General features: G+C 54.7%; 19 protein-coding genes, 1 tRNA gene and 1 pseudogene. 6 read left to right on the forward strand and 15 right to left on the reverse strand.

The features are described 5' to 3' along the window. The 3 genes and pseudogenes from AC4HNJ_RS05690 to AC4HNJ_RS05700 form a co-directional block, all read right to left on the reverse strand. Positions 1 to 1,923: pseudogene (locus AC4HNJ_RS05690) on the reverse strand (hypothetical protein); the annotation flags it as partial. Between the two features lie 515 nt (positions 1,924 to 2,438). Next, the gene (locus AC4HNJ_RS05695) at positions 2,439 to 2,675 is read right to left on the reverse strand and encodes a hypothetical protein (protein ID WP_490478579.1); all 237 of its coding nucleotides are present in this window, start codon (positions 2,673 to 2,675) and stop codon (positions 2,439 to 2,441) included. Positions 2,676 to 2,754: 79 nt separating this feature from the next. Beyond that, positions 2,755 to 3,036: a helix-turn-helix transcriptional regulator gene (locus AC4HNJ_RS05700; RefSeq protein ID WP_490478580.1), complete on the reverse strand. Its 282-nt coding sequence runs from the start codon at positions 3,034 to 3,036 to the stop codon at positions 2,755 to 2,757. A 148-nt stretch (positions 3,037 to 3,184) separates the two neighbouring features. Between AC4HNJ_RS05700 and AC4HNJ_RS05705 the strand changes: the two genes are divergently transcribed. Beyond that, a complete protein-coding gene (locus AC4HNJ_RS05705; protein ID WP_490478581.1) occupies positions 3,185 to 3,781 on the forward strand; it encodes a recombinase family protein in 597 nt (198 codons plus the stop codon). Between the two features lie 73 nt (positions 3,782 to 3,854). After that, positions 3,855 to 4,850, forward strand: a complete 996-nt coding sequence (locus AC4HNJ_RS05710) for an RHS repeat-associated core domain-containing protein (RefSeq protein ID WP_490478582.1) — start codon at positions 3,855 to 3,857, stop codon at positions 4,848 to 4,850. 780 nt (positions 4,851 to 5,630) lie between these two features. On the opposite strand, the gene AC4HNJ_RS05715 is transcribed toward AC4HNJ_RS05710, so the two are convergent. The 4 genes from AC4HNJ_RS05715 to AC4HNJ_RS05730 form a co-directional block, all read right to left on the reverse strand. Continuing rightward, complete coding sequence (locus AC4HNJ_RS05715; RefSeq protein ID WP_490478583.1) at positions 5,631 to 6,104, reverse strand: hypothetical protein; 474 nt, start codon at positions 6,102 to 6,104, stop codon at positions 5,631 to 5,633. Positions 6,105 to 6,217: 113 nt separating this feature from the next. Then, the gene (locus tag AC4HNJ_RS05720) at positions 6,218 to 7,048 is read right to left on the reverse strand and encodes an energy transducer TonB (protein WP_490478584.1); all 831 of its coding nucleotides are present in this window, start codon (positions 7,046 to 7,048) and stop codon (positions 6,218 to 6,220) included. A gap of 35 nt (positions 7,049 to 7,083) precedes the next feature. Further along, complete coding sequence (locus tag AC4HNJ_RS05725) at positions 7,084 to 7,590, reverse strand: hypothetical protein (RefSeq protein ID WP_490478585.1); 507 nt, start codon at positions 7,588 to 7,590, stop codon at positions 7,084 to 7,086. Positions 7,591 to 7,634: 44 nt separating this feature from the next. Beyond that, positions 7,635 to 8,084, reverse strand: coding sequence for a hypothetical protein (locus AC4HNJ_RS05730; RefSeq protein WP_490478586.1), 450 nt, complete (start codon positions 8,082 to 8,084; stop codon positions 7,635 to 7,637). Between the two features lie 397 nt (positions 8,085 to 8,481). On the opposite strand from AC4HNJ_RS05730, the gene AC4HNJ_RS05735 reads away from it, so the two are divergent. Next, the gene (locus AC4HNJ_RS05735) at positions 8,482 to 8,790 is read left to right on the forward strand and encodes a helix-turn-helix domain-containing protein (protein WP_490478587.1); all 309 of its coding nucleotides are present in this window, start codon (positions 8,482 to 8,484) and stop codon (positions 8,788 to 8,790) included. A gap of 373 nt (positions 8,791 to 9,163) precedes the next feature. On the opposite strand, the gene AC4HNJ_RS05740 is transcribed toward AC4HNJ_RS05735, so the two are convergent. The 6 genes from AC4HNJ_RS05740 to rplM all read right to left on the reverse strand — a co-directional run bounded on the left by AC4HNJ_RS05740 (position 9,164) and on the right by rplM (position 13,001). Beyond that, positions 9,164 to 9,844: a hypothetical protein gene (locus AC4HNJ_RS05740; RefSeq protein WP_490478588.1), complete on the reverse strand. Its 681-nt coding sequence runs from the start codon at positions 9,842 to 9,844 to the stop codon at positions 9,164 to 9,166. Between the two features lie 315 nt (positions 9,845 to 10,159). Next, the gene (locus tag AC4HNJ_RS05745; protein WP_490478589.1) at positions 10,160 to 10,471 is read right to left on the reverse strand and encodes a helix-turn-helix transcriptional regulator; all 312 of its coding nucleotides are present in this window, start codon (positions 10,469 to 10,471) and stop codon (positions 10,160 to 10,162) included. A 108-nt stretch (positions 10,472 to 10,579) separates the two neighbouring features. Continuing rightward, positions 10,580 to 11,794: a tyrosine-type recombinase/integrase gene (locus AC4HNJ_RS05750; RefSeq protein WP_490478590.1), complete on the reverse strand. Its 1,215-nt coding sequence runs from the start codon at positions 11,792 to 11,794 to the stop codon at positions 10,580 to 10,582. A gap of 235 nt (positions 11,795 to 12,029) precedes the next feature. Beyond that, a tRNA-Gln gene (locus tag AC4HNJ_RS05755) sits at positions 12,030 to 12,103 on the reverse strand. 67 nt (positions 12,104 to 12,170) lie between these two features. After that, a complete protein-coding gene (gene rpsI / locus AC4HNJ_RS05760; RefSeq protein ID WP_490478591.1) occupies positions 12,171 to 12,563 on the reverse strand; it encodes a 30S ribosomal protein S9 in 393 nt (130 codons plus the stop codon). A gap of 9 nt (positions 12,564 to 12,572) precedes the next feature. Next, positions 12,573 to 13,001, reverse strand: coding sequence for a 50S ribosomal protein L13 (gene rplM / locus AC4HNJ_RS05765; RefSeq protein WP_490478592.1), 429 nt, complete (start codon positions 12,999 to 13,001; stop codon positions 12,573 to 12,575). 135 nt (positions 13,002 to 13,136) lie between these two features. On the opposite strand from rplM, the gene AC4HNJ_RS05770 reads away from it, so the two are divergent. After that, a complete protein-coding gene (locus AC4HNJ_RS05770) occupies positions 13,137 to 14,330 on the forward strand; it encodes a (Fe-S)-binding protein (protein ID WP_490478593.1) in 1,194 nt (397 codons plus the stop codon). Further along, positions 14,315 to 14,968 carry a 2-polyprenyl-3-methyl-6-methoxy-1,4-benzoquinone monooxygenase gene (gene coq7 / locus AC4HNJ_RS05775; RefSeq protein WP_490478594.1) on the forward strand — a complete coding sequence of 218 codons (654 nt, stop codon included), beginning with the start codon at positions 14,315 to 14,317 and terminating at the stop codon, positions 14,966 to 14,968. The genes AC4HNJ_RS05770 and coq7 overlap by 16 nt, the downstream gene beginning before the upstream one ends. A 245-nt stretch (positions 14,969 to 15,213) precedes the next feature. Here the strand turns inward: coq7 and speD are convergent, their stop codons facing one another. Continuing rightward, the gene (gene speD / locus AC4HNJ_RS05780; protein WP_490478595.1) at positions 15,214 to 15,999 is read right to left on the reverse strand and encodes an adenosylmethionine decarboxylase; all 786 of its coding nucleotides are present in this window, start codon (positions 15,997 to 15,999) and stop codon (positions 15,214 to 15,216) included. A 466-nt stretch (positions 16,000 to 16,465) separates the two neighbouring features. Here speD and crp point away from each other — a divergent pair, with 466 nt between their 5' ends. After that, complete coding sequence (gene crp, locus AC4HNJ_RS05785; protein WP_490478596.1) at positions 16,466 to 17,161, forward strand: cAMP-activated global transcriptional regulator CRP; 696 nt, start codon at positions 16,466 to 16,468, stop codon at positions 17,159 to 17,161. A 217-nt stretch (positions 17,162 to 17,378) separates the two neighbouring features. On the opposite strand, the gene AC4HNJ_RS05790 is transcribed toward crp, so the two are convergent. Then, positions 17,379 to 18,332: a bifunctional helix-turn-helix transcriptional regulator/GNAT family N-acetyltransferase gene (locus AC4HNJ_RS05790; protein ID WP_490478597.1), complete on the reverse strand. Its 954-nt coding sequence runs from the start codon at positions 18,330 to 18,332 to the stop codon at positions 17,379 to 17,381. Positions 18,333 to 18,447 lie beyond the last annotated feature (115 nt).

Below are 18,447 nucleotides of genomic sequence, written 5' to 3' on the forward strand. Positions count from 1 at the left end.
GTAGGTGCTGGTTTCTTCGATTGGGGACTGCCCGGCGATGTCGTTGTAACGCTTCACATCTGTTGGGTTGGCGTAGCTGTCGTAGGCCAGCGCTTGCCACGTATAAGTGTCGCCTTCTTCCACTGTCTGGCGTACTTGAAGCGGCGACAATTGCTCGGTTTGATAGTAATTGTCGCGGTACGTCAGATCGATGCCATACACGCTTGGCCACGGTCCGCCCGAGGCATTGGCGTAGGTATTGACGACCGAACGCACTAGCGTGCCGCCATAAGCACCGCTGTACGTGTCCGCGCGAAGTAACTGTCCTTCGGTGGCATCGTAACGATTGCTATAGGTGTAACGCGTGTCGTTACCGTTGGGATCGGTGACATCCGTGTAGACAGTCGTGGCGCACGTGCCGCTGGTCGCGCACGCGTCGGAACTCCAACTCGGATTCGCGGGCGAGTAGCTATAAGTCCAGGTCTGTGTGGGCATGCCCGCGCCCGAAATCGCCTCGCTCGTAATGGCGTCCTGAACATACCATTCCGGAAATAGGGACATTGGAGATGTCCCACTGTCACTTCCATAACAGTATTTGGGTGTGTACGAGCGGCCGCTCAGCTTCAGCGCAACGCCGAATGTGCCCGTGAGTCCGGAGGGCGCTGTAATGGTGGCAAAAGTCGTCCCTGATAGGGTGCCTGGCGTCGTCGGTGTCGTGAAGTCACCAACCTGCGGCATCAGGTTGAGCGAACAGTTGCTGTTCCTAAAATATAAGTCTTCCTGCCCACTACCCAGTTGATAGGCCCAGGCACTGCCATCAGGTAACTGGACCCCAGTCAATTCGCCGTTCGTGTAGCTGTAAGTCCATGTACGTGAGGCGACATTCGTCGCTTTGGCTGTAATCGTTTGAATGAGATACGAGCCTGACACATAAGTGATATCCACCTCGCGCCCATCGCTTGCCGTGATGCTGGAGAGATAGCCCGTGGTGGGGTCGTAGTTGTAAGTGAGCGTATTGCCGAAGCGATCCTGAATTTGCGTGACATACATCAATGCATCTTGGCGAGCCAAGATGCCAACGCCCCCCGGGGCGCCGACCATGGGCGTAGCACTCTGTGCTGAGATGCTGCTCTGCGCCGAGGACGTGCTCGATGTCGCGATGTTCGTGCCATCAGGAGGGAGCGGACCACCCGCACCAGTCATTGGGAAATACGGACGATAGAGAAGGTGAGCGAAGGTATAGCGTGTCCCATCGGGTGCGATGGCAACGAACCCTTCACCGCCATCGCTCGCGGTCACGCCGCAACCGATCATCCAGTTGTTCTTCGTGACAATGTTAAAACTCATCCCGCTGATGGTCGGCGAAAGAGAATTCGCACTGTAGCGAGGCATCAGCTGCTGCTTACCATCACCGGGCACCATCAGGTTGTACCCGTACCACCATTCATCCGGCACCCAACCTCCCTCACTGAGCGTGGACGCAATGCCGGGTGGCTCCGTGAACGTGGTGCAGCGCTGCGTCGTGCCAGTTGTAGCTTCGCCCGGGACCCCTGTTTGCCAGATCGCGCTGCTCGCGATGCCCCCTCCTGATCCAACGAGCGTTTCGATACGAGGGATATCCAGCTCCCAGCTACCGAACGGGAGTTGCGGCCCCGCAGATTCCTGCGGAACCCACTCAAAGGTTTGAAAGGTTCGGCCTATGGTGATGGTCGGACCGTTACCACGCAAAGAGACATCCGTAACGTTGAACGAAAGGCTTCCGTCGTACGGATTGATGTTTTCGCCGAACGGATGCTCGCCCAAGGGGTCGATGTTTTGATCGACCTGGATCAGCTTTTGATATTCCTGATCCGGAGTCGCCGACGTCGATTGGGCGTGGCATGAGCCAGCCAACACAAACAACGCGGCCACCCACAGGCAGCTCCTTTGCCAACTTGCACGCATCGATTTGTCCCCTCAGTCCTGCGCGTTGCGCGCAAGTACGCTTAATCATTAACGTAAAGCCACACGCATCGTCAACAGGCAACTTCTTGCGACTCAAGGCCAACTGGTGCAAGTCCACAGCCGCCACACTGCTACTGTCCCCGGCAATGCTGCGGAATCATCAGCACGGTATTCGGGCACGGTCGTTATGTGGTTTCGTTAAACGACAAAACCATTTAACACCGTGCCGTCTATGTGTCCGCGTGTACTTACTAACTGCAGGCTAAGCGACGCCCGCTTCGGATCGGCGAGGCTCAGATCTAAGGGACCAGCACTGCGTGCTGTCCAAATTCGTTCCGGACGAATTTGTCGAACGAGGTCCGAGTCCGGAAAGTCTCCCAGCCATACGCAAAAAACCCGCCTTGCGGGCGGGCTTTTTGCGAGACTAGGATTCGGACTGGATGCTCAAGTTACTGATGCATATCCATTTCACTAATTCGCTTTTTGATTTACCCCGCTCTTTACCCCACAGTGACTTACTTCTTCCTCAAAACGGGACTCTTCGCGCGAATGAGAAAAGCGAGCACCTGTGCCGTCGCCCATACCGCCAATGCGAGCGAAAAGTTGTTGAGCGGCGTCTTTGCGTAAGGGCCAACGTACTGACCTGCCAAAATCACACCGCCTGCTGCATATCCGAGCTTGCCGATTGAGCCAGCAAGCTTCTCGCTTGCGGCGCCAAGGTTCGCCGCATCCTTCATCCACTCAAAGGCCATTTTCCGATCTCCGCATTGTCACTGGAAACGCCCCGTCTCAAAGTCTCTTCAACTGCGGGTTTAGACGGGGCGATCTTTCTTAATCCTGCATTCCACCCACAGGCTTAACAGGCCCCTTCACCGGGTGAAAAGGGGTACCAAGCCGCTTGAGAAATTTGTTACGCGACGCTTCTTCCTTTTGACGCTCGAGCCAACCGTTGATGCAGCCACTAGACCAACGAGGCGAATCGAAAACATAAGTCGTCGGCTCCGGGAACTTCCCTTCCTTCCGTTTCATTTCCAGCGTCCGCCTGCTCACACCGAGCTTCTCGACGAGCTGTTCGATCGAAAACAACTCCTCACTTCCAATATCAATGCCCATTTCGCACCTCAATACGCGTTTTGTACGAATATATACGAAATATTGCGCATGTCAATGCCTCAAAATGTATACCTTCCGGAATCTCGAAAAAGGTCTATCAAATCTCATACCACAATGTTATTATCAAATCATCTTAAGAGATTTGATAATGTCGGCCACAATAGTAGGGTACGCACGTGTCAGTTCCACCGGGCAAAGTCTCGATATTCAGCTCGACAAGCTGACGGCATATGGCTGCACCAAGGTCTTCGCCGAGAAACGGTCCGGTAGGCAGGCGGATAGCCGTCCAGAGCTTCAGGCAGCCCTTTCCTTCCTTCGGGAGGAGGATACGTTGGTCATCACAAAACTGGACCGCATGGCTCGCTCCGTACTCGATCTAGCCAAGATTGCTGACCAGCTTCGAAAGAAGGGCGTGATCCTTAAGGTTTTGGATCAGGCCATTGATACAAGCACGTCCGAAGGGAAGCTGATGTTTAGCCTGTTGGCCAGCTTTGCGGAATTCGAGAACGATATTCGTGCCGAGCGTCAAATGGATGGCATTGCGAAAGCCCGGGACAAAGGCGTCGCATTTGGCCGCAAGCGGGCTCTGACGCCTGAGGACTGTAAAAAGATCAAGCTCCTTCGCGAAGAGGACAAATACTCCATTCCTCAGCTGGCCGATCGATTCAATGTTGGCGTCGCTACGATATACAGGGCGCTACAGGCAACTTCTGGGGCAAGCAGCCTTCGTGGCGTCCAGCGTTGACATTTTCTTCATGCAACGTCTACTTAAAGTACACAGCGGCCACGCAAGGTGGAACGGACAGGGGGCAACGGGAATGCAAACGCATGGGGACATTAGCGGTAAAGCTTCAGCCAGCGGCAAAATGCAACAACAAAAGAGGAGTTTGAAAACATTCCTCAATCTGGTTGGTTTGCTCTTGTTACTTATTGGCGTTCATGCGAAGGCACAAACCACCGGCACAGTTACATATGTCTATACCGACCCGCAGGGCACGCCTTTGGCGGAGGCCGATGCGAACGGCAACATTACAGCGACATACGACTATACGCCGTACGGCACTACAGCGTTGGGTACACCGCCAAGCGGCCCCGGATATACGGGACATGTCAACGATCCCGAGACGAATCTCGTCTACATGCAGGCTCGTTATTACGACCATGCAACGGGGCGTTTTTTGAGTGTAGACCCGCAGGGCCTGACCCCGGGAGACGTACTCAAATGGAATCGATACGGTTATGCGAACGCTAATCCCATTAGAAACATCGATCCCAATGGCAAGCAGGCGCTTGACCAGTCGGCAAAGTACCTTGCCGCATATAGTGACTGCGCCCAGACGCAAGGTTGTAGTCCGGCAAATGTTCCCGGGGCTATTGCCGCGCGTGAAGCGCCTTACGCGGATGTTGTTGGTGGGCTTTTGCCACTGGACGATGTACTTGCACCAATTGCATCCGTCGCAGCACGGCCGATTAAGATTGCCATAGCTCGCGTACAGGCTACGCGAGAGATATCCGCGTTTATAAAGGCGGCAGGGGCCGAATTTAAAGATACAGGACTATCAGTTGCCGCACGAAAAATTGAATCGCACGCTCAAAGAGCTGGTGGAACATTTGCAAAACTTACAGGTACGACCGCCGAAAAAAATGCGCAGGCGGAGAAAGTGGTAAGCAGTATATTAAAGAGTCCAGACGCAGTTAGAACAGAGCTTTCAGGGGGTGGCGTTGAATATCGAGTTGGCCAAGATGGTCAAGGTGTAAGGTTTAATCAGGATGGCTCCTTCAATACAGTGTTAGATCCAAGGAAAACTCAGTGAGCGGCTTCAGTGTCGACTTTGTTAGCCCTGTTGAGTACGAGTGGCTTGCAGCAGAAATATCTTATGATGGGCAACTCATATGCCGAGTCAGCGATGAGCGAGCTGATCGTCAGCTGGAGGTTCAGTTTGCGTTTGACGCGCGAGTCGGAAAAGTCATGTCACCAATAGTTCCATTGCGTGAGTTCATAACGCTATTAGAAGGCGTCGCAAAAGAAGTACAGACGTTTCGCGATAAGTAGCCTGAGATTCGGACGCGAATGGACACGGAATGAGCGCACACTACGCCATCCGCAATAAGAAATCCAATGTGTATTACGCACTCATGCTCAGTCAGGGTCTGGTTCGTCTGACAGACCCTTTAAAATAAAGTGGTCCGAAAAAAGTCAAAGTTGCCCTACCAGTAACATACGTGGATCTCGAAAGTTACTTACCGACTGAAGTCATCGCTTGCTGCGACTGTGCCATTCACCGTAGCCGTCCAATGATATTTTCCGGATGGAAGCGGTGGAAACACACCAAAGTCCTTAGGGAAGGTGGCTGAAGCCACACCACCATCTCCTGAATGCACTGTTCGGGTAATGCTCTTTCCGTTGGGTTCGACCACCATGAACGTGGCTTGGAAGGGTGAACCCTGATTCTTGTCTCGAATCCATAGTCGAGCCTGCGTCTCCGTTGATTATTGCCAGTTTCGCCCCTGTGCCAGCGCATAGCCGGAAGAGATAGCCATACAGGCTACAGTCGCCAGACCAAGACAGCATGCGATACGTTTCATCATGCACCTCATAGTCCCGTGTAATAAACCGTGCAGCCGTTATCGTAATGTGTTGGGTAATAGGTGAGAACCGTGTTGTGTACGACCATCTTTGTCTGATGATCTAACACCGAGCTGGCCATAGCCATCGCATCAGCACTTGAAATATTGCGATTCGCAGACTGCACCATCCAAGCACAAACCTGTTTGATTACATCCTTCGAGACGTAGCGCGGGTCATAGTTGAAGGCATTCGAACCGGCGTTAGTCGAAATGGAATCGGCAGCCTTGTCGGCCAGCTTGAGTTCAGTCCAATCCTCCGCCCCTACACCCCCGATATCGTCTACTTCAACCACCTGAAGGTTGTTACTCGCCAACTTGTTGTAGCGATGTGCGAATTCTTTCGGAGAAGGAAACGTACCTGCATTTCCATCGGAGTAGCCGCAACTCGTCAATATGGTACTACTTGCCAACACCGCCGCGATCGCTAATATTTTTAGCATATGATCCCTAGACAAAATTCAGATACTAATGGTTAAAACAAGATGGCTTTTCCAAGCGCCTGCGATCAGTTTCACGACTTGTAACTAACGCAAGCTACAAACTCCTCATGCCTTCATTGCAGCGGAGCTACCTGTGGAACTTTGTTGTGAAGCCCAAACGTTATTGGCACACGAATCGCTGCCACGGCTGGCTCGTTGGTTCCAGCGCATACAACAGGGGAATACTGCCAACGCGAAGCCGATTCGATTGCAGCCCTATCAAGCTCTCGAAAACCGCTACTTTCGTAAACTCTGGTGTCCCGTATAGTGCCATCAGAGTTCAGAAGAATCTGAAGCACAGTTGTACCCGCATGACGCTGCCTGACCGATTGAGGTGGCATCGTCGGAGTTGGTGTCGAACGGCTGACAACGACAGGTCTGCAGTTTTTCGGATTTGCAGCTTCTACTGCATCCGACAGGTGTGGGTTATCAACCGACAATTCGTCAATCGTCTGCTCCTGCTGTTGCTCAATCTTCTGATTCAAGCTTTCATTGCCACTGATATTTAAAGTGGCGGATGATTGACTCTGCGCAACTGTGACATCCACATAGATGGTGTGATGTATACCCGGCTGGCAATCCACTCCCGCGAACGTGCAACGATTGTGACTAGCATAGATTTGCGCCACCTCGTCCGGATTTCTTGGCTGCAGCCAACCCAGTGTAAATTGCCCAACCACATGATAGGCAGTCCCACCGTTGTTTTGCCGCATAGGAGTGACCGTGAGCTGTTCTCCCTGAAGATCCTTGGCGTCCATACCGAACTTGGTCGAGGCCTGCGCGATCACTTGGGTCTTTATGGACTGAATGTCTGAGGCCTTTGCCGAGCAGACGAACAGGAGCGTTCCACTCACAACGATAAAATGACGGGCAAGATTCTTAGCCCTAATCTGTTGAGATTTCATCTGAATTCCCCCGTGAGATTTTCTTCGACACAAAACTAAATGTCGACCTTGGAAACAAGGTTGCTCTTTTGAAGATCGCTCATCATTCCCGACAGCTGCCTTGGTGAACCGATATCTCCGTTTTCGGAGCAAACCAACGTGGTAGAGGATTCCGGCGCATAAACCCTCACTACTCGTTCTTCATTGGGCTGCATCTCTGCGCCATTGAGATCCAACACCTGATCTACTGAATGAATGAGTCGATCACTACTATCGAAACCCGCGCAGCTTGTCCGGCCGACATCGCGAGGTTCATCAGATGAGAAATTCTTGATCGTGCAATCGAAGCCGGCACCACCTACAAAGTCGCCCTGATACTTGCATGCATCGAACCGTGCTACACCGATGGAAATCAGGCGAGATGGGCCTTCATGGCTGAAGATTGCGTTACAAACATAGGCCAACGCTTCATAGCCGTAGTACATCACAGCAACTGTGGTCATACTTCCCATGAGCCACAATTGCCAATTCTTTGAAGTCGATTTCTTAGTCGTGCTGCTCATCTTTCCCTTTCCAAATGATAGGTATGTATCAAAGGGGCTCCGGACTATTCAGGCGTAACTGTTCCGCCATCGACCACATACTTTCCTTTATCGGAAACAAGGTCGGCATCAACAGAAAAGTGAAGTTGGTTGCCCTGCTTCAAACTAAAACCAAGGCCTCTGACGAACTGCTGTAGCTGAAGGACTGAGCCGAGATCATTGCCTTGTATGTTCCGTCCAATCTCACCGAGGATGTCATTACCGTTCTTGATCAAGGTAACGGTTGCATTGGCCGTCACATGAAAATGCTCGGTATCCGCCACCTGCGATTTATCGACGGAAAGCACATTAATACTTTCAAGCTTGAACGTATCCGGTGGCAGGTTCATGCCATTGACGCTGACATGGTCAATGACCGGCTGCATCAAAGCTTGTTGAATATCGCCAGTGGATGGCGTTTGAGCGCAAGCCGATAACGTTACAATGGCCAAAGCGAGGCCGATCTTTCGAAACATATGTCCCCCTGTTGGACATTGCTTATTGGCTGAAGGCTACGGGTGACGCCGTAGGTCAGTGGACTCACCCGTAGATACAAACTTCCGACTGTTGCCGGCACTTCGGGCAATGGAAATTGCCCGCCGTTAGCGTCAAATGCGGGCTTGGCTTGGCCGAGATGTGCGTCCCGGGTTCGACGTGGCCGCATCCCTCACATTTCTTACGCCAATGGACGGTCTGACCGTCTTCCCTGACGATGATTGCCCCTGATGCTCCGGCCATAAGAATTCCCTGTGATTAGTGGGTGTACGTCTGCCTCGGAGGCCGCATTCAGCCTGCCTCGCACATGACCGTGTAATTCCGCCAGAGGATATGCCGCCAGAGGTAGTAAAAGCAACCAATCCTTAGTGTTGCCTCATGGCAACGAAACGACCGACAAGCGCTTCCAAGAAGGCTCCCAGTAAGAGGAGAGCTAGCCCACCGTCAGAGCTTCTTTTAGCGGTAGGTAAGCGGATAAGGGGCGTCCGGCAGGCCAAAGGGATCAGTCAAGACAAATTGGCCTATAGCATCCCGCTTGATCGCGCGCACATCGGAATGATCGAAAACGGCAGGCGAGCGGCGACAATACCGACCCTCACTAAGCTTGCTGTAGCGCTTCATTGTGAGGTGGGTGACTTCTTTCCATCGGTCAGCGAACTTGCAAAGTTAGTAAAGCTAGATGAATAACAGAGATGAGTTCGTTGGCTAGATCTTAGACGATGCCATACAGTTATCTTTGACATTGTGCATGATCAACTTTGCACATAGCCTCAAATGATGTGTCACCCTGTAGATTGCTTCTGTTGATCTATAAATTATTGTTCTTACGTAAGATACATGTGGATCAAATGTACGTAGGTGTTGTGTATTTACTGCTTATATACCTTCTAACGAAACCTCATCTTCTAATGAAACATGTCTGATAGAGAGCTATTTCCATTAGAACATGTCTATCTACATTGACACCTTCTTTTAGATATAAATAATCAAGGGAGAGCGTCCCCTCCCTATCGTTGATTTTTTTTTGCATACCACGAGTGAAGTAGATCTAGTCCTTAAATCATCGGCCGAACGACACAAATTTCCAAAGTACCGCTTGGGTATCTGTAGCGCAGGTCTTCAGCACATAGTTGATCACTCTATGCGCATCGTCCTCCGCTTCCAGCACCTCGAACCAACCGTCACCTTTCGGACAGTAAACGTTGGGATCGCCGCAGCACCAGTCGGATTGCACCCAAAGTTTGCGAATGACTTCCATGTGATTCGCGGGGCAGTCCGGTAACTGCATTAAGCAGTGGATATGGATGCCTTCTGCAGGCTTCATGAGGGCCCCGTACGATGAACCCTCATGATATTTTTCTACAATCGGCACCATGGAAAGGCGCTTTTTCGACTTCCTTCCGAAGAGCGCACTTTTCAAACCATAGGCAAACGCACCAAAGGCCTTTTCGGCACGCTTGTAACCCGCCGGCTCGCGGAAACTTAAAGTGATGAACACATTTGGGTTGCCATGGCTTAGCCAATCGCTTGCTTCGCGTTGCAATGCGGTTTGTGTTCTTTCATCCGTATTTCTTTCCATAACCATATCCCCGGGCAGCAGTAGCGGTTTTTGCTGCCACGAAGTATTTTTAAAGTCATGGGACATTTGGCTAATTCGATGAAAAAAAAGCGTGGCAATCCTCGACTGGATGACGTTCGAAACACGGATCTCTCGGCTGCGAATGAGGAGCGTCAGCGGCAAGCGGATGAACTAGCAGAGCAAATTGCGAACCTACTAAGGGATGCCATGGATGAATACGGCGGAGGCAGGTCGATGCAGTTCTATGCAGATTGTCTCAACGAGCAAGGCCACAGAACTGCCTGGGGAAAACTTTGGACGAGAAAGCAAGTTAGGCGAGTGCTAGCACGCTTGAGCGAAAAAAAACGCACCCTAAAGCGGCAACCGATGCCGGATTAAATATTACCGGAGAGCTCTCCTTCTCGTGTAGGCACTACAGATGGCGCGACCCCATCAATTGATCGACTTACTGCAGTTAGATTGCGTTATAGCAACAGGCTACGCCGCGTGCCTAACCCTTGGCTTCCGCCTTTCCATTGCGGAACGGCGTGTTCGTTTCCGAGGAATCTCAGTTTTTTCTTCAATTGCAGCTTGATGAACTGGCTGTTGCTCACGCTCAGCAGCCCATTTCATTATGAGGTCACAAATTTCATGGTGAAGCCAGCGCGTTGTTCCTTCGCTTGGACGAAGCGGCGCTGGGATAGCTCCCTTATCCCTCAAACGATTAAAAGTGCTTCTTGAAATGCCGAGCATGGTTGGCACTTGTTGCTCGCGAAGTAGTCTTGGTTCTTTTTTCTCTTGATTCATCATGTTCCTATCAGGTTAGGAACATGATGTTACGCGCAGCAGTATTTTATATCAAGCTATTGATTTCATTATATTTTATAACGAAATAAACCTCGATTATTCGCTCTCAAATTACGCAGTGACGGCGCGATGCTGCTCCAACTGATCCAATGTATTTGCCCAGTTCTGTAGCATTTCCCGGCGCTGCTCCAAATACGGATTTTTATTGTACGTACCACGTATCTTGTCCGGGTCGCCATGTGCAAGTTGTCGCTCAATCCAGTCTGATGGATACCCCATTCCGTTCAAAGCAGAGCTAACGACGTGCCTAAATCCATGCATCGTTTGCCGACCGCCGTATCCCAGTCTCTTCAAGAGCCCATTCACGGCTCCATCGCTGATGGACTTACCCGGATCATTTCTACCAATGAAGACGTGCTCAAATTCGCCACTCAAGGGTTTCAGTTCTCTAAGAAGAGCGACCGCCTGCTTCGGCAACGGCGTTAGGTGCCGATAGCCACGCTTCATGCCATCGCGCCCTTTTTCAATCGTCCATAGCTCATTGTCGAAATCTATTTCATCCCATCGCAACGTATTCGTTACTCCGGGACGATTTCCGGTCCACATCGCCATGTAGACAGCGCTTTTGACAAATATGTCGGCTTCCGCACTTCTCAAATTTGAGAGGAATTCCGGCAACTCTTCATATTTTATATGTGGATAATTTTCCGACTCGGCCGTAATGTCTGTGATCGCATGGAGGTCACGAACGGGATCGGCATTCGTCCATCCATTTCCACGTGCGTATGCATAGATTTGGCGAAGCCACTGCCTTGTTTTCTTCGCCACATCCGGCGCACCGCGACCATCGATCTTATGTACCAGCCCTGCAAGCATTTGGGCGCTGATCATATCGAGCGGATATTGACCCAACGCTGGCAATAGATCCTTGTCCAAATAGGATCGAACCTGCGAGGCGGTACGTGGTCTCCATCGCTTCAGGCGGAAGCTGTACCACGCATCAGCAGCCTCCTTAAAGGTATTCGCGCTGCGATGCTTTGCATTCGCCTTTTGTTGCCGAACGTTCTCAGCTGGATCAATCCCGGAATCGAGGAGCGCCTTCAACACTTGCGCCTTTTTCGACGCCTCCTCGATCTTCATCTTTGGAAAGGGCTTGCCAACTGTCACTTCTTTATTTTTGTCGAGGAACCGATAGCGGAACTTCCAATATTTCGCACCATCGGGCATGACGAGCACATACAAATTGTGCTGACCAGTGGCCAGCCAATACTTTTTCTCTTTCGACTTTGCGTCTCTAATAGTGTCGTTATTTAACTCATCAGTCATGGGGTAATTTACTTTATAAAGTCTAATTAAAGCAACTAGATACCTAAAAAATGATTCTTCGAAGTCACTTCCGTGGGGTAATCTATGACTCTCAAAATGAACACACCACAACTTTCCCCCAAAACTTGCTGAAACAGCATGGTACGCGCTGGAACCATAAGACATAAAAAAACCCGCCATTTAGGCGGGTTTTTTATCTTTCTGAAATGTTCCGGTACAACATGGAACATCGGTTTGGCTGGGAGACTAGGATTCGAACCTAGATAAACGGAGTCAGAGTCCGTTGTCCTACCGTTAGACGATCTCCCAATGTCTTGCCGGGCGATGCGCTCTGACTTGATGCATCGCTCGGTCGAAACGCGACCTCGGGTGAGGATTAGCGCTTCGAGAACTGGGTGGCGCGACGTGCCTTGTGCAGACCGACCTTCTTACGCTCGACCTCACGGGCGTCGCGGGTGACGAAGCCGGCTTTGCGCAGCGACGACTTGAGGCTTTCGTCGTATTCGATCAGGGCGCGGGCGATGCCGAGGCGGATGGCGCCGGCCTGGCCGGTGATGCCGCCACCGCTGACGGTGACCTTGATGTCGAACTTGTCGGTGTTCTGGGTGAGTTCGAGCGGCTGGCGCACGATCATGCGCGAGGTTTCGCGGCCGAAGAAATCGTCGAGGCTCTTGCCGTTGACTTCGATCGCGCCGCTGCCCTTGCGCAGGAACACGCGAGCTGCGGAGGTCTTGCGGCGGCCGGTGCCGTAGTTCTGCTGAATCGCCATGATGTTTCCTTAGATTTCCAGCGCCTTCGGCTGCTGGGCGGTATGCGGATGTTCGGCGCCGCCGTACACCTTGAGCTTGCGGTACATGGCGCGGCCCAGCGGATTCTTCGGCAGCATGCCCTTGACGGCGATTTCGATGACGCGCTCAGGATACGTGGCCAGCAGGTCTTTCAGGCTGGTGGTCTTGAGGTTGCCGACGTAGCCGGTGAAGCGGTGGTACATCTTGTCGTCCAGCTTGGCGCCGGTGACAGCCACCTTCTGCGCGTTGATCACGACGATGTAGTCGCCGGTGTCGACGTGGGGGGTGAACTCGGGCTTGTGCTTGCCGCGCAAGCGACTCGCGATTTCGGTCGAGAGACGACCGAGCGTCTTGTCCGTGGCGTCGACCACGTACCAGTCGCGCTTGACGCTTTCCGGCTTGGCGCTGAACGTTTTCATTTCGGAATACCTGTCTGCCGCCGCGAGAGGCGGTAAGCGGAATCGATGGAATAAAGGCGCGAGATGATAACGAAGCTTTCATCCATCGCGCAAGTCCACGGTGGACTGCGAGCCGTGAATGATAGCATGACCGGCATGTCCCTTGAGAAGCCCCGCCGCCGCATTGCCGAGCTGGCCGACCAGTGTGTGCAGTGCGGTCTTTGCCTGCCCGTTTGCCCTACCTATGCCCTGGATGCCAATGAGGCGGAATCGCCCCGCGGGCGCATTGCCATTGCCGCCGCGCTGGCAAAGGGCCAGGTTTTGCCGAGCGCGGAGGTTCGTGAGCCGCTGGACCATTGCCTGAGCTGCCTGGGGTGCCAGCGGGTGTGCCCGGCCGGGGTGCAGTATGAAGAACTGCTGGTGGAAACCCGGGCGCTGCTGGGTCCGGCGCCGCAACGCCCACGACGCTTACTTAATGTGGTGAAGCATCCGGGCATCAGCCGCTGGCTGCAAGGCGTGGCCCGCTGGACGGGGGCGGCGCACTGGTTGCCGGGCCTGCTTCGGACCCCAGCCGCCCGTCCTTGGCGCGTGGCCCTCTCGCTGTTGTCGGTGCCGAATCGGCAGCTGCCGGTCTGCCCGCCTGGTGAGATAAAGGTGCCTGCCGCTGGCGTGGTGGCCCTGTTCCCCGGCTGCGCCGCCAGCGTGCAGGATGCGGATGCGGAACGTGCCGCGGAGGCGCTGTTGATGGGCGCCGGCTATCGGGTGGTGCGCCTGCCGGCGTTTTGTTGCGGGGCGCTGGATCTGCATGACGGGGTTGCCGGGGGCGCGCAGGCGGCGGCTGAACAGGTTCGCCAAGCGTGGGAGAAAGCAGGTGCAGATGCGCTGGTGAGCGTGACGCCGGGATGCTTGAGCGCCTTGCGACGCGCCTTGCCGGGTGTGCGCGTGGATGATCCCTATCCTCTGTTGCTTGAGCGCGTGGATCAGCTGCGTTTTCGTGCGCTGCCCGCACGGGTTGCGCTGCACGTGCCATGCACGCAAGCGAATGTGGCGCGCAGCGATGTGGCACTGGCGGATTTGCTGAAACGTGTTCCGCAGCTTGAGATCAAACGCCTGCCGGCGCCGCCGTATTGTTGTGGTGCGGCGGGAAGCCATGTATTGCAGTTTTCGGAACGTGCGGACGCCTTGCGTGAAGACGTCTTGTCGCATGTAAATACACTGGATGTGCAATGGCTTCTGTCGTCCAATATCGGTTGCCGACTGCATCTGGCTGTCGGACTGGCCGAGCAACGATCCGTTGTCCCGACCATGCATCCGCTGACTCTGCTCGCGCAGCAATGGATATCCTCATGAACGCACGTACGCTCTCCCCTCTTGATCGATTGCTTTCCGGTTTCGAACGCGCCTTGGAAACCGTGGCCGGCTCACCGGAAGCGCATCGCAAATCCCCTGCGCTCGGCATCGCCGATGCGGAAATGAGCGAGAAGGAACGTCGCCATGCCGCCGGATTGATGCGCGTGAATCACACCGGCGAGGTTTGCGCGCAAGCGCTGTATGACGGACAAGCCGCGCTGGCGCGTAAAGATGATCTCCGCGAGCATCTGCAGCAGGCGGCGTCTGAAGAAACCGATCACCTGGCTTGGTGCACGGAGCGTTTGCACGAATTGGAGAGCCGCCCCAGCCTGTTGAATCCGCTTTGGTATGCAGGCAGCTATGCGATAGGTGCGCTGGCGGCGTTGGCGGGCGACCCCGTCAGCCTGGGCTTTGTGGTGGAAACCGAGAAGCAGGTGGAAGCGCATTTGGCGGATCACATGGATAAATTGCCTGCGCAGGATGAGCGCTCGCGCGTGGTGCTGAAGCAGATGCAGATCGATGAGATACGCCACGCGCAGAATGCGCAGGAACGCGGCGGCATTCGCCTGCCGTTTCCAGTGCCGCAGCTGATGCATACGACATCGCTGGTGATGAAGACGGTGGCATACCGGATTTGAGTGATGTGGCGCCCCTGTTTGGCAAGGGGCAGCGTTGCCTGCACTCGCGGCATCGCTTCGGTTCAAGGCGAGACTTGCTTCACCCCTCCCCAACTCTCGCCTACTGTACGGAGGGGAGGGAGCTGCTCACGGCGAGCGATGTGCAGGAGAACAGGCCGTACTGCACATAGGTGGAGAACCGGTTTTGGCGAGACTTTTGAAAATCGCCCTGCCCATGAAAAAGCCCGCCTTTCGGCGGGCTTTCTTCACATCAGGTTGCGTCCGTGGAAGAGCTCTTCGATCTCGCGGCGCAGTAGCTGCTCGATCTTCTGACGCTCCTTGAAGGACAGGTCGTCGGCGTGTGCTTCGAACAGGTAGGTATCGAGGTCGAAGTCCTTGATGTGCATCTTGGTGTGGAAGATGTTTTCCTGATACACGTTGACGTCGAACATTTCGTACTTCTGGCGGATGTGGCGAGCCAGGTAGTCCTGCACGGAGTTGATCTTGTGATCGATGAAGTGCTTTTTGCCTTTCACGTCGCGGGTGAAGCCGCGCACGCGGTAGTCGCACACCACGATGTCGGACTCGAAGCTGTCGATCAGGTAGTTCAACGCCTTCAACGGAGAGATGACGCCGCAGGTGGCTACGTCGATATCCGCGCGGAAGGTGGCGATACCGTTGTGCGGATGCGTTTCCGGATAGGTGTGGACGGTGATGTGGCTTTTATCCATGTGCGCGACCACGGCATCCGAAATGGTGTCGCGGCTGAGCTTCTCGATGACCGGCTCCTCGGAAATGAGGATGGTGACGGAGGCACCCTGGGGGTCGTAGTCCTGGCGGGCCACGTTGAGGATGTTCGCACCGATGATTTCGGCCACGTCCGTGAGGATCTGCGTGAGACGATCGGCGTCGTATTGCTCGTCGATGTACTCGATGTAGCGCTGACGCTGGTCTTCCGACACTGCATAGCAGATGTCGTAGATGTTGAAGCTCAGGGCCTTGGTCAAATTGTTGAAGCCCTGCAGGCGCAGGCGCGGGAGAGGTTTCACCACGGCGACACTCCATGGCCGGGTCACGGCCGACAGGTGAGGCGGGTTAGCTACAAGGGTCCCCGCTGATTGGAAAAGCGTGCTGGACCCTTATCCTGCACGCTCCTTGTGTACGAACGATGGCAGCGGGCCGTCGTTCGGAACACTGCGAAGTATGAGGCAAATCAGATAAAAACTGAACTGAGCGACCGCGGTGGGTTGATCGCCGGTCAGTTACCGGATGTATGGGCTGCCTGCCCGGACAACAACCTCATCCATGAAGGCCTCACGCCCATCCCACCTGCGGAAGTCGATGTTGGCGCCCTTGGAGAGCATGTTGCGGGCTCTGCCTGGAAGCGGGATACGCGAGAGAAGTGACCTGTGCACCCCACGGGCTCGCATCCTCTTTGCCATAATGCGAAAGTTACGGGGACACGCTCGCTTGGCCGGTGAATGGCCCTTGGGACCAACTTACGCTTGGGGAAAATCTGTGGTGCAGCTGAAATATCAACTTCAACAAGCCTTCGAACGCTCTCAGGCTCCGCTAGGCTTCGCACCGGACCCCGCAAGCATGGAACGCTTCCTGGGGCTTTGCCACCGCCGCCGTTACCCCGGCAAGACCGCCATCATCCGCCCTGGCGACCCGGCTAATACGCTTTATTACGTGATCGAAGGCTCACTGGCCGTTTGCACGGAAGACGAACAAGGCCGCGAACTCATTCTTGCGTACATCAGCCGCGGCCAGTTCATCGGTGAAATGGGCTTGTTCGTAGAGCAGGCACAGCGCGAATCCATGGTGCGTACGCGCACGCCCTGCGAGATGGCCGAAATCAGCTATGAGCGCCTGTTTCAGCTGATGGAAGGACCACTTCGCGATGAGTGCCCGAAGATCCTGTTTGCGATCGGCGCCCAGCTCACGCAACGTCTCCTGCGTACGTCGCGCCAGGTAAGCCGGATGGCTTTCATGGACGTGACCAATCGCATTTCGCGCACGCTGCTGGACTTGTGCCAGGAGCCGGATGCCATGAGCCATCCCGAAGGCACCCAGATCCGCATTTCCCGCCAGGAAGTCAGCCGCATCGTGGGTTGCTCGCGCGAAATGGTCGGCCGCGTGCTGAAGCAGTTGGAAGAGCAAGGGATGATCGAGGTCTCGGGCAAGACCATTGTGGTGCGCGGCACACGCTAAGGCTTTTGCTTCGCCTCCCGCGCACGAGCGGGAGGTGTTTCGCACGCGGATGCAGTTCGCTGTCATGACATGCAAGCGAGCATGCGATGCGCGAGCGACTTGGCGCTGTTTTTTCCTCTCCCCTCAGGGGAGAGGATTGAGGTGAGGGGCTACGCGTACCTCACACGGCATCGAATCACCAACAGTCGCCGCCCCTCTTCCAAAGCGCACGCGACGCTCAGCCGCGAGATGAATAAATCATATAGACGTCCGCACGCTCGTAATGCGAGCCGGGACGTATGGCAGCTTGCATGACAAAGCCTGCCTTTTCATACATGCGCAGCGCAGGCTTCAGACGGCTATTCGACTCCAGGAACAGCGTTTTACCTTGGCGCCGATGGAACTCGGCGATCGCCGCATCAAGCAAGCGCCGCCCCGCACCCAATCCGCGAAAGGTTTCATCCACGCCCATCTTGGTCAGTTCGAACACGCCGGGCGATTCTTGCAGGAGTGCGCAGGTGCCGATGACATCCTCACCCAGGCGCGCGAAGAAGATCGCGCCACCGGGCTGCAAGATATAGCGCTCGGGATCGCTCAATACCGTGCGATCGATGGCTTCGATACGGAAGTAACGTTCCAGCCATTGCGCGTTGAGGCGGTAAAAATGCTCGCGCAGCTCTGGTGCATAAGGCACGATCTCCACCGGTGTGGCCATGATCGCGGAGTGCTCCGCGAGGATGGCTTCCGCGACGGGGCGCTCGCGTAATGCTTGTTCGCATGCCTCCAGCGCGTCGAGCAACGCCGCCGCATGCGTGCCCAGTGCGGCGGTCACACCGCGGCGAACGGCACACCAGATCGGGCCAAGTTCAGACAGTGCGCTGTGGGCTTTGTCGGTAAGTACGAGAACGGTGCGGCGTCCGTCTGCGGGATCGCGACGGCGGCGAACCATGCCTGCGCGTACCAGTTTGTCGGTGAGCTGGCTGACGGCTGAGTGGGTTTGTCCAATGGCCTCCGCCACCTCCGTGACCGAGGTCGGGCCAACATCCCAGAGATAACGCAGCACCGGCAGCCAGCGGGATTCGATCCGTGCACCGCGCGCCTGGTACACCTCGTCCGCTGCACCGTAAAAGTGATCGCTTAGCGCCTTGAGCCGGCTACCCAGCGCAAGCCTGCCTAATGAAGCCAGATACATGCCTTTCCACCCCTGGCAGAAAATACGTAAGCTCTAACGTATCTTCGTCGGATGCCGTGCGCAAGCCATGGGCAAGCCCTTTTTGCGAGCCCTCCCCTGCATGGGAGTGGCTAGG

It is taken from the genome of Dyella sp. SYSU CM1112, assembly GCF_058216415.1.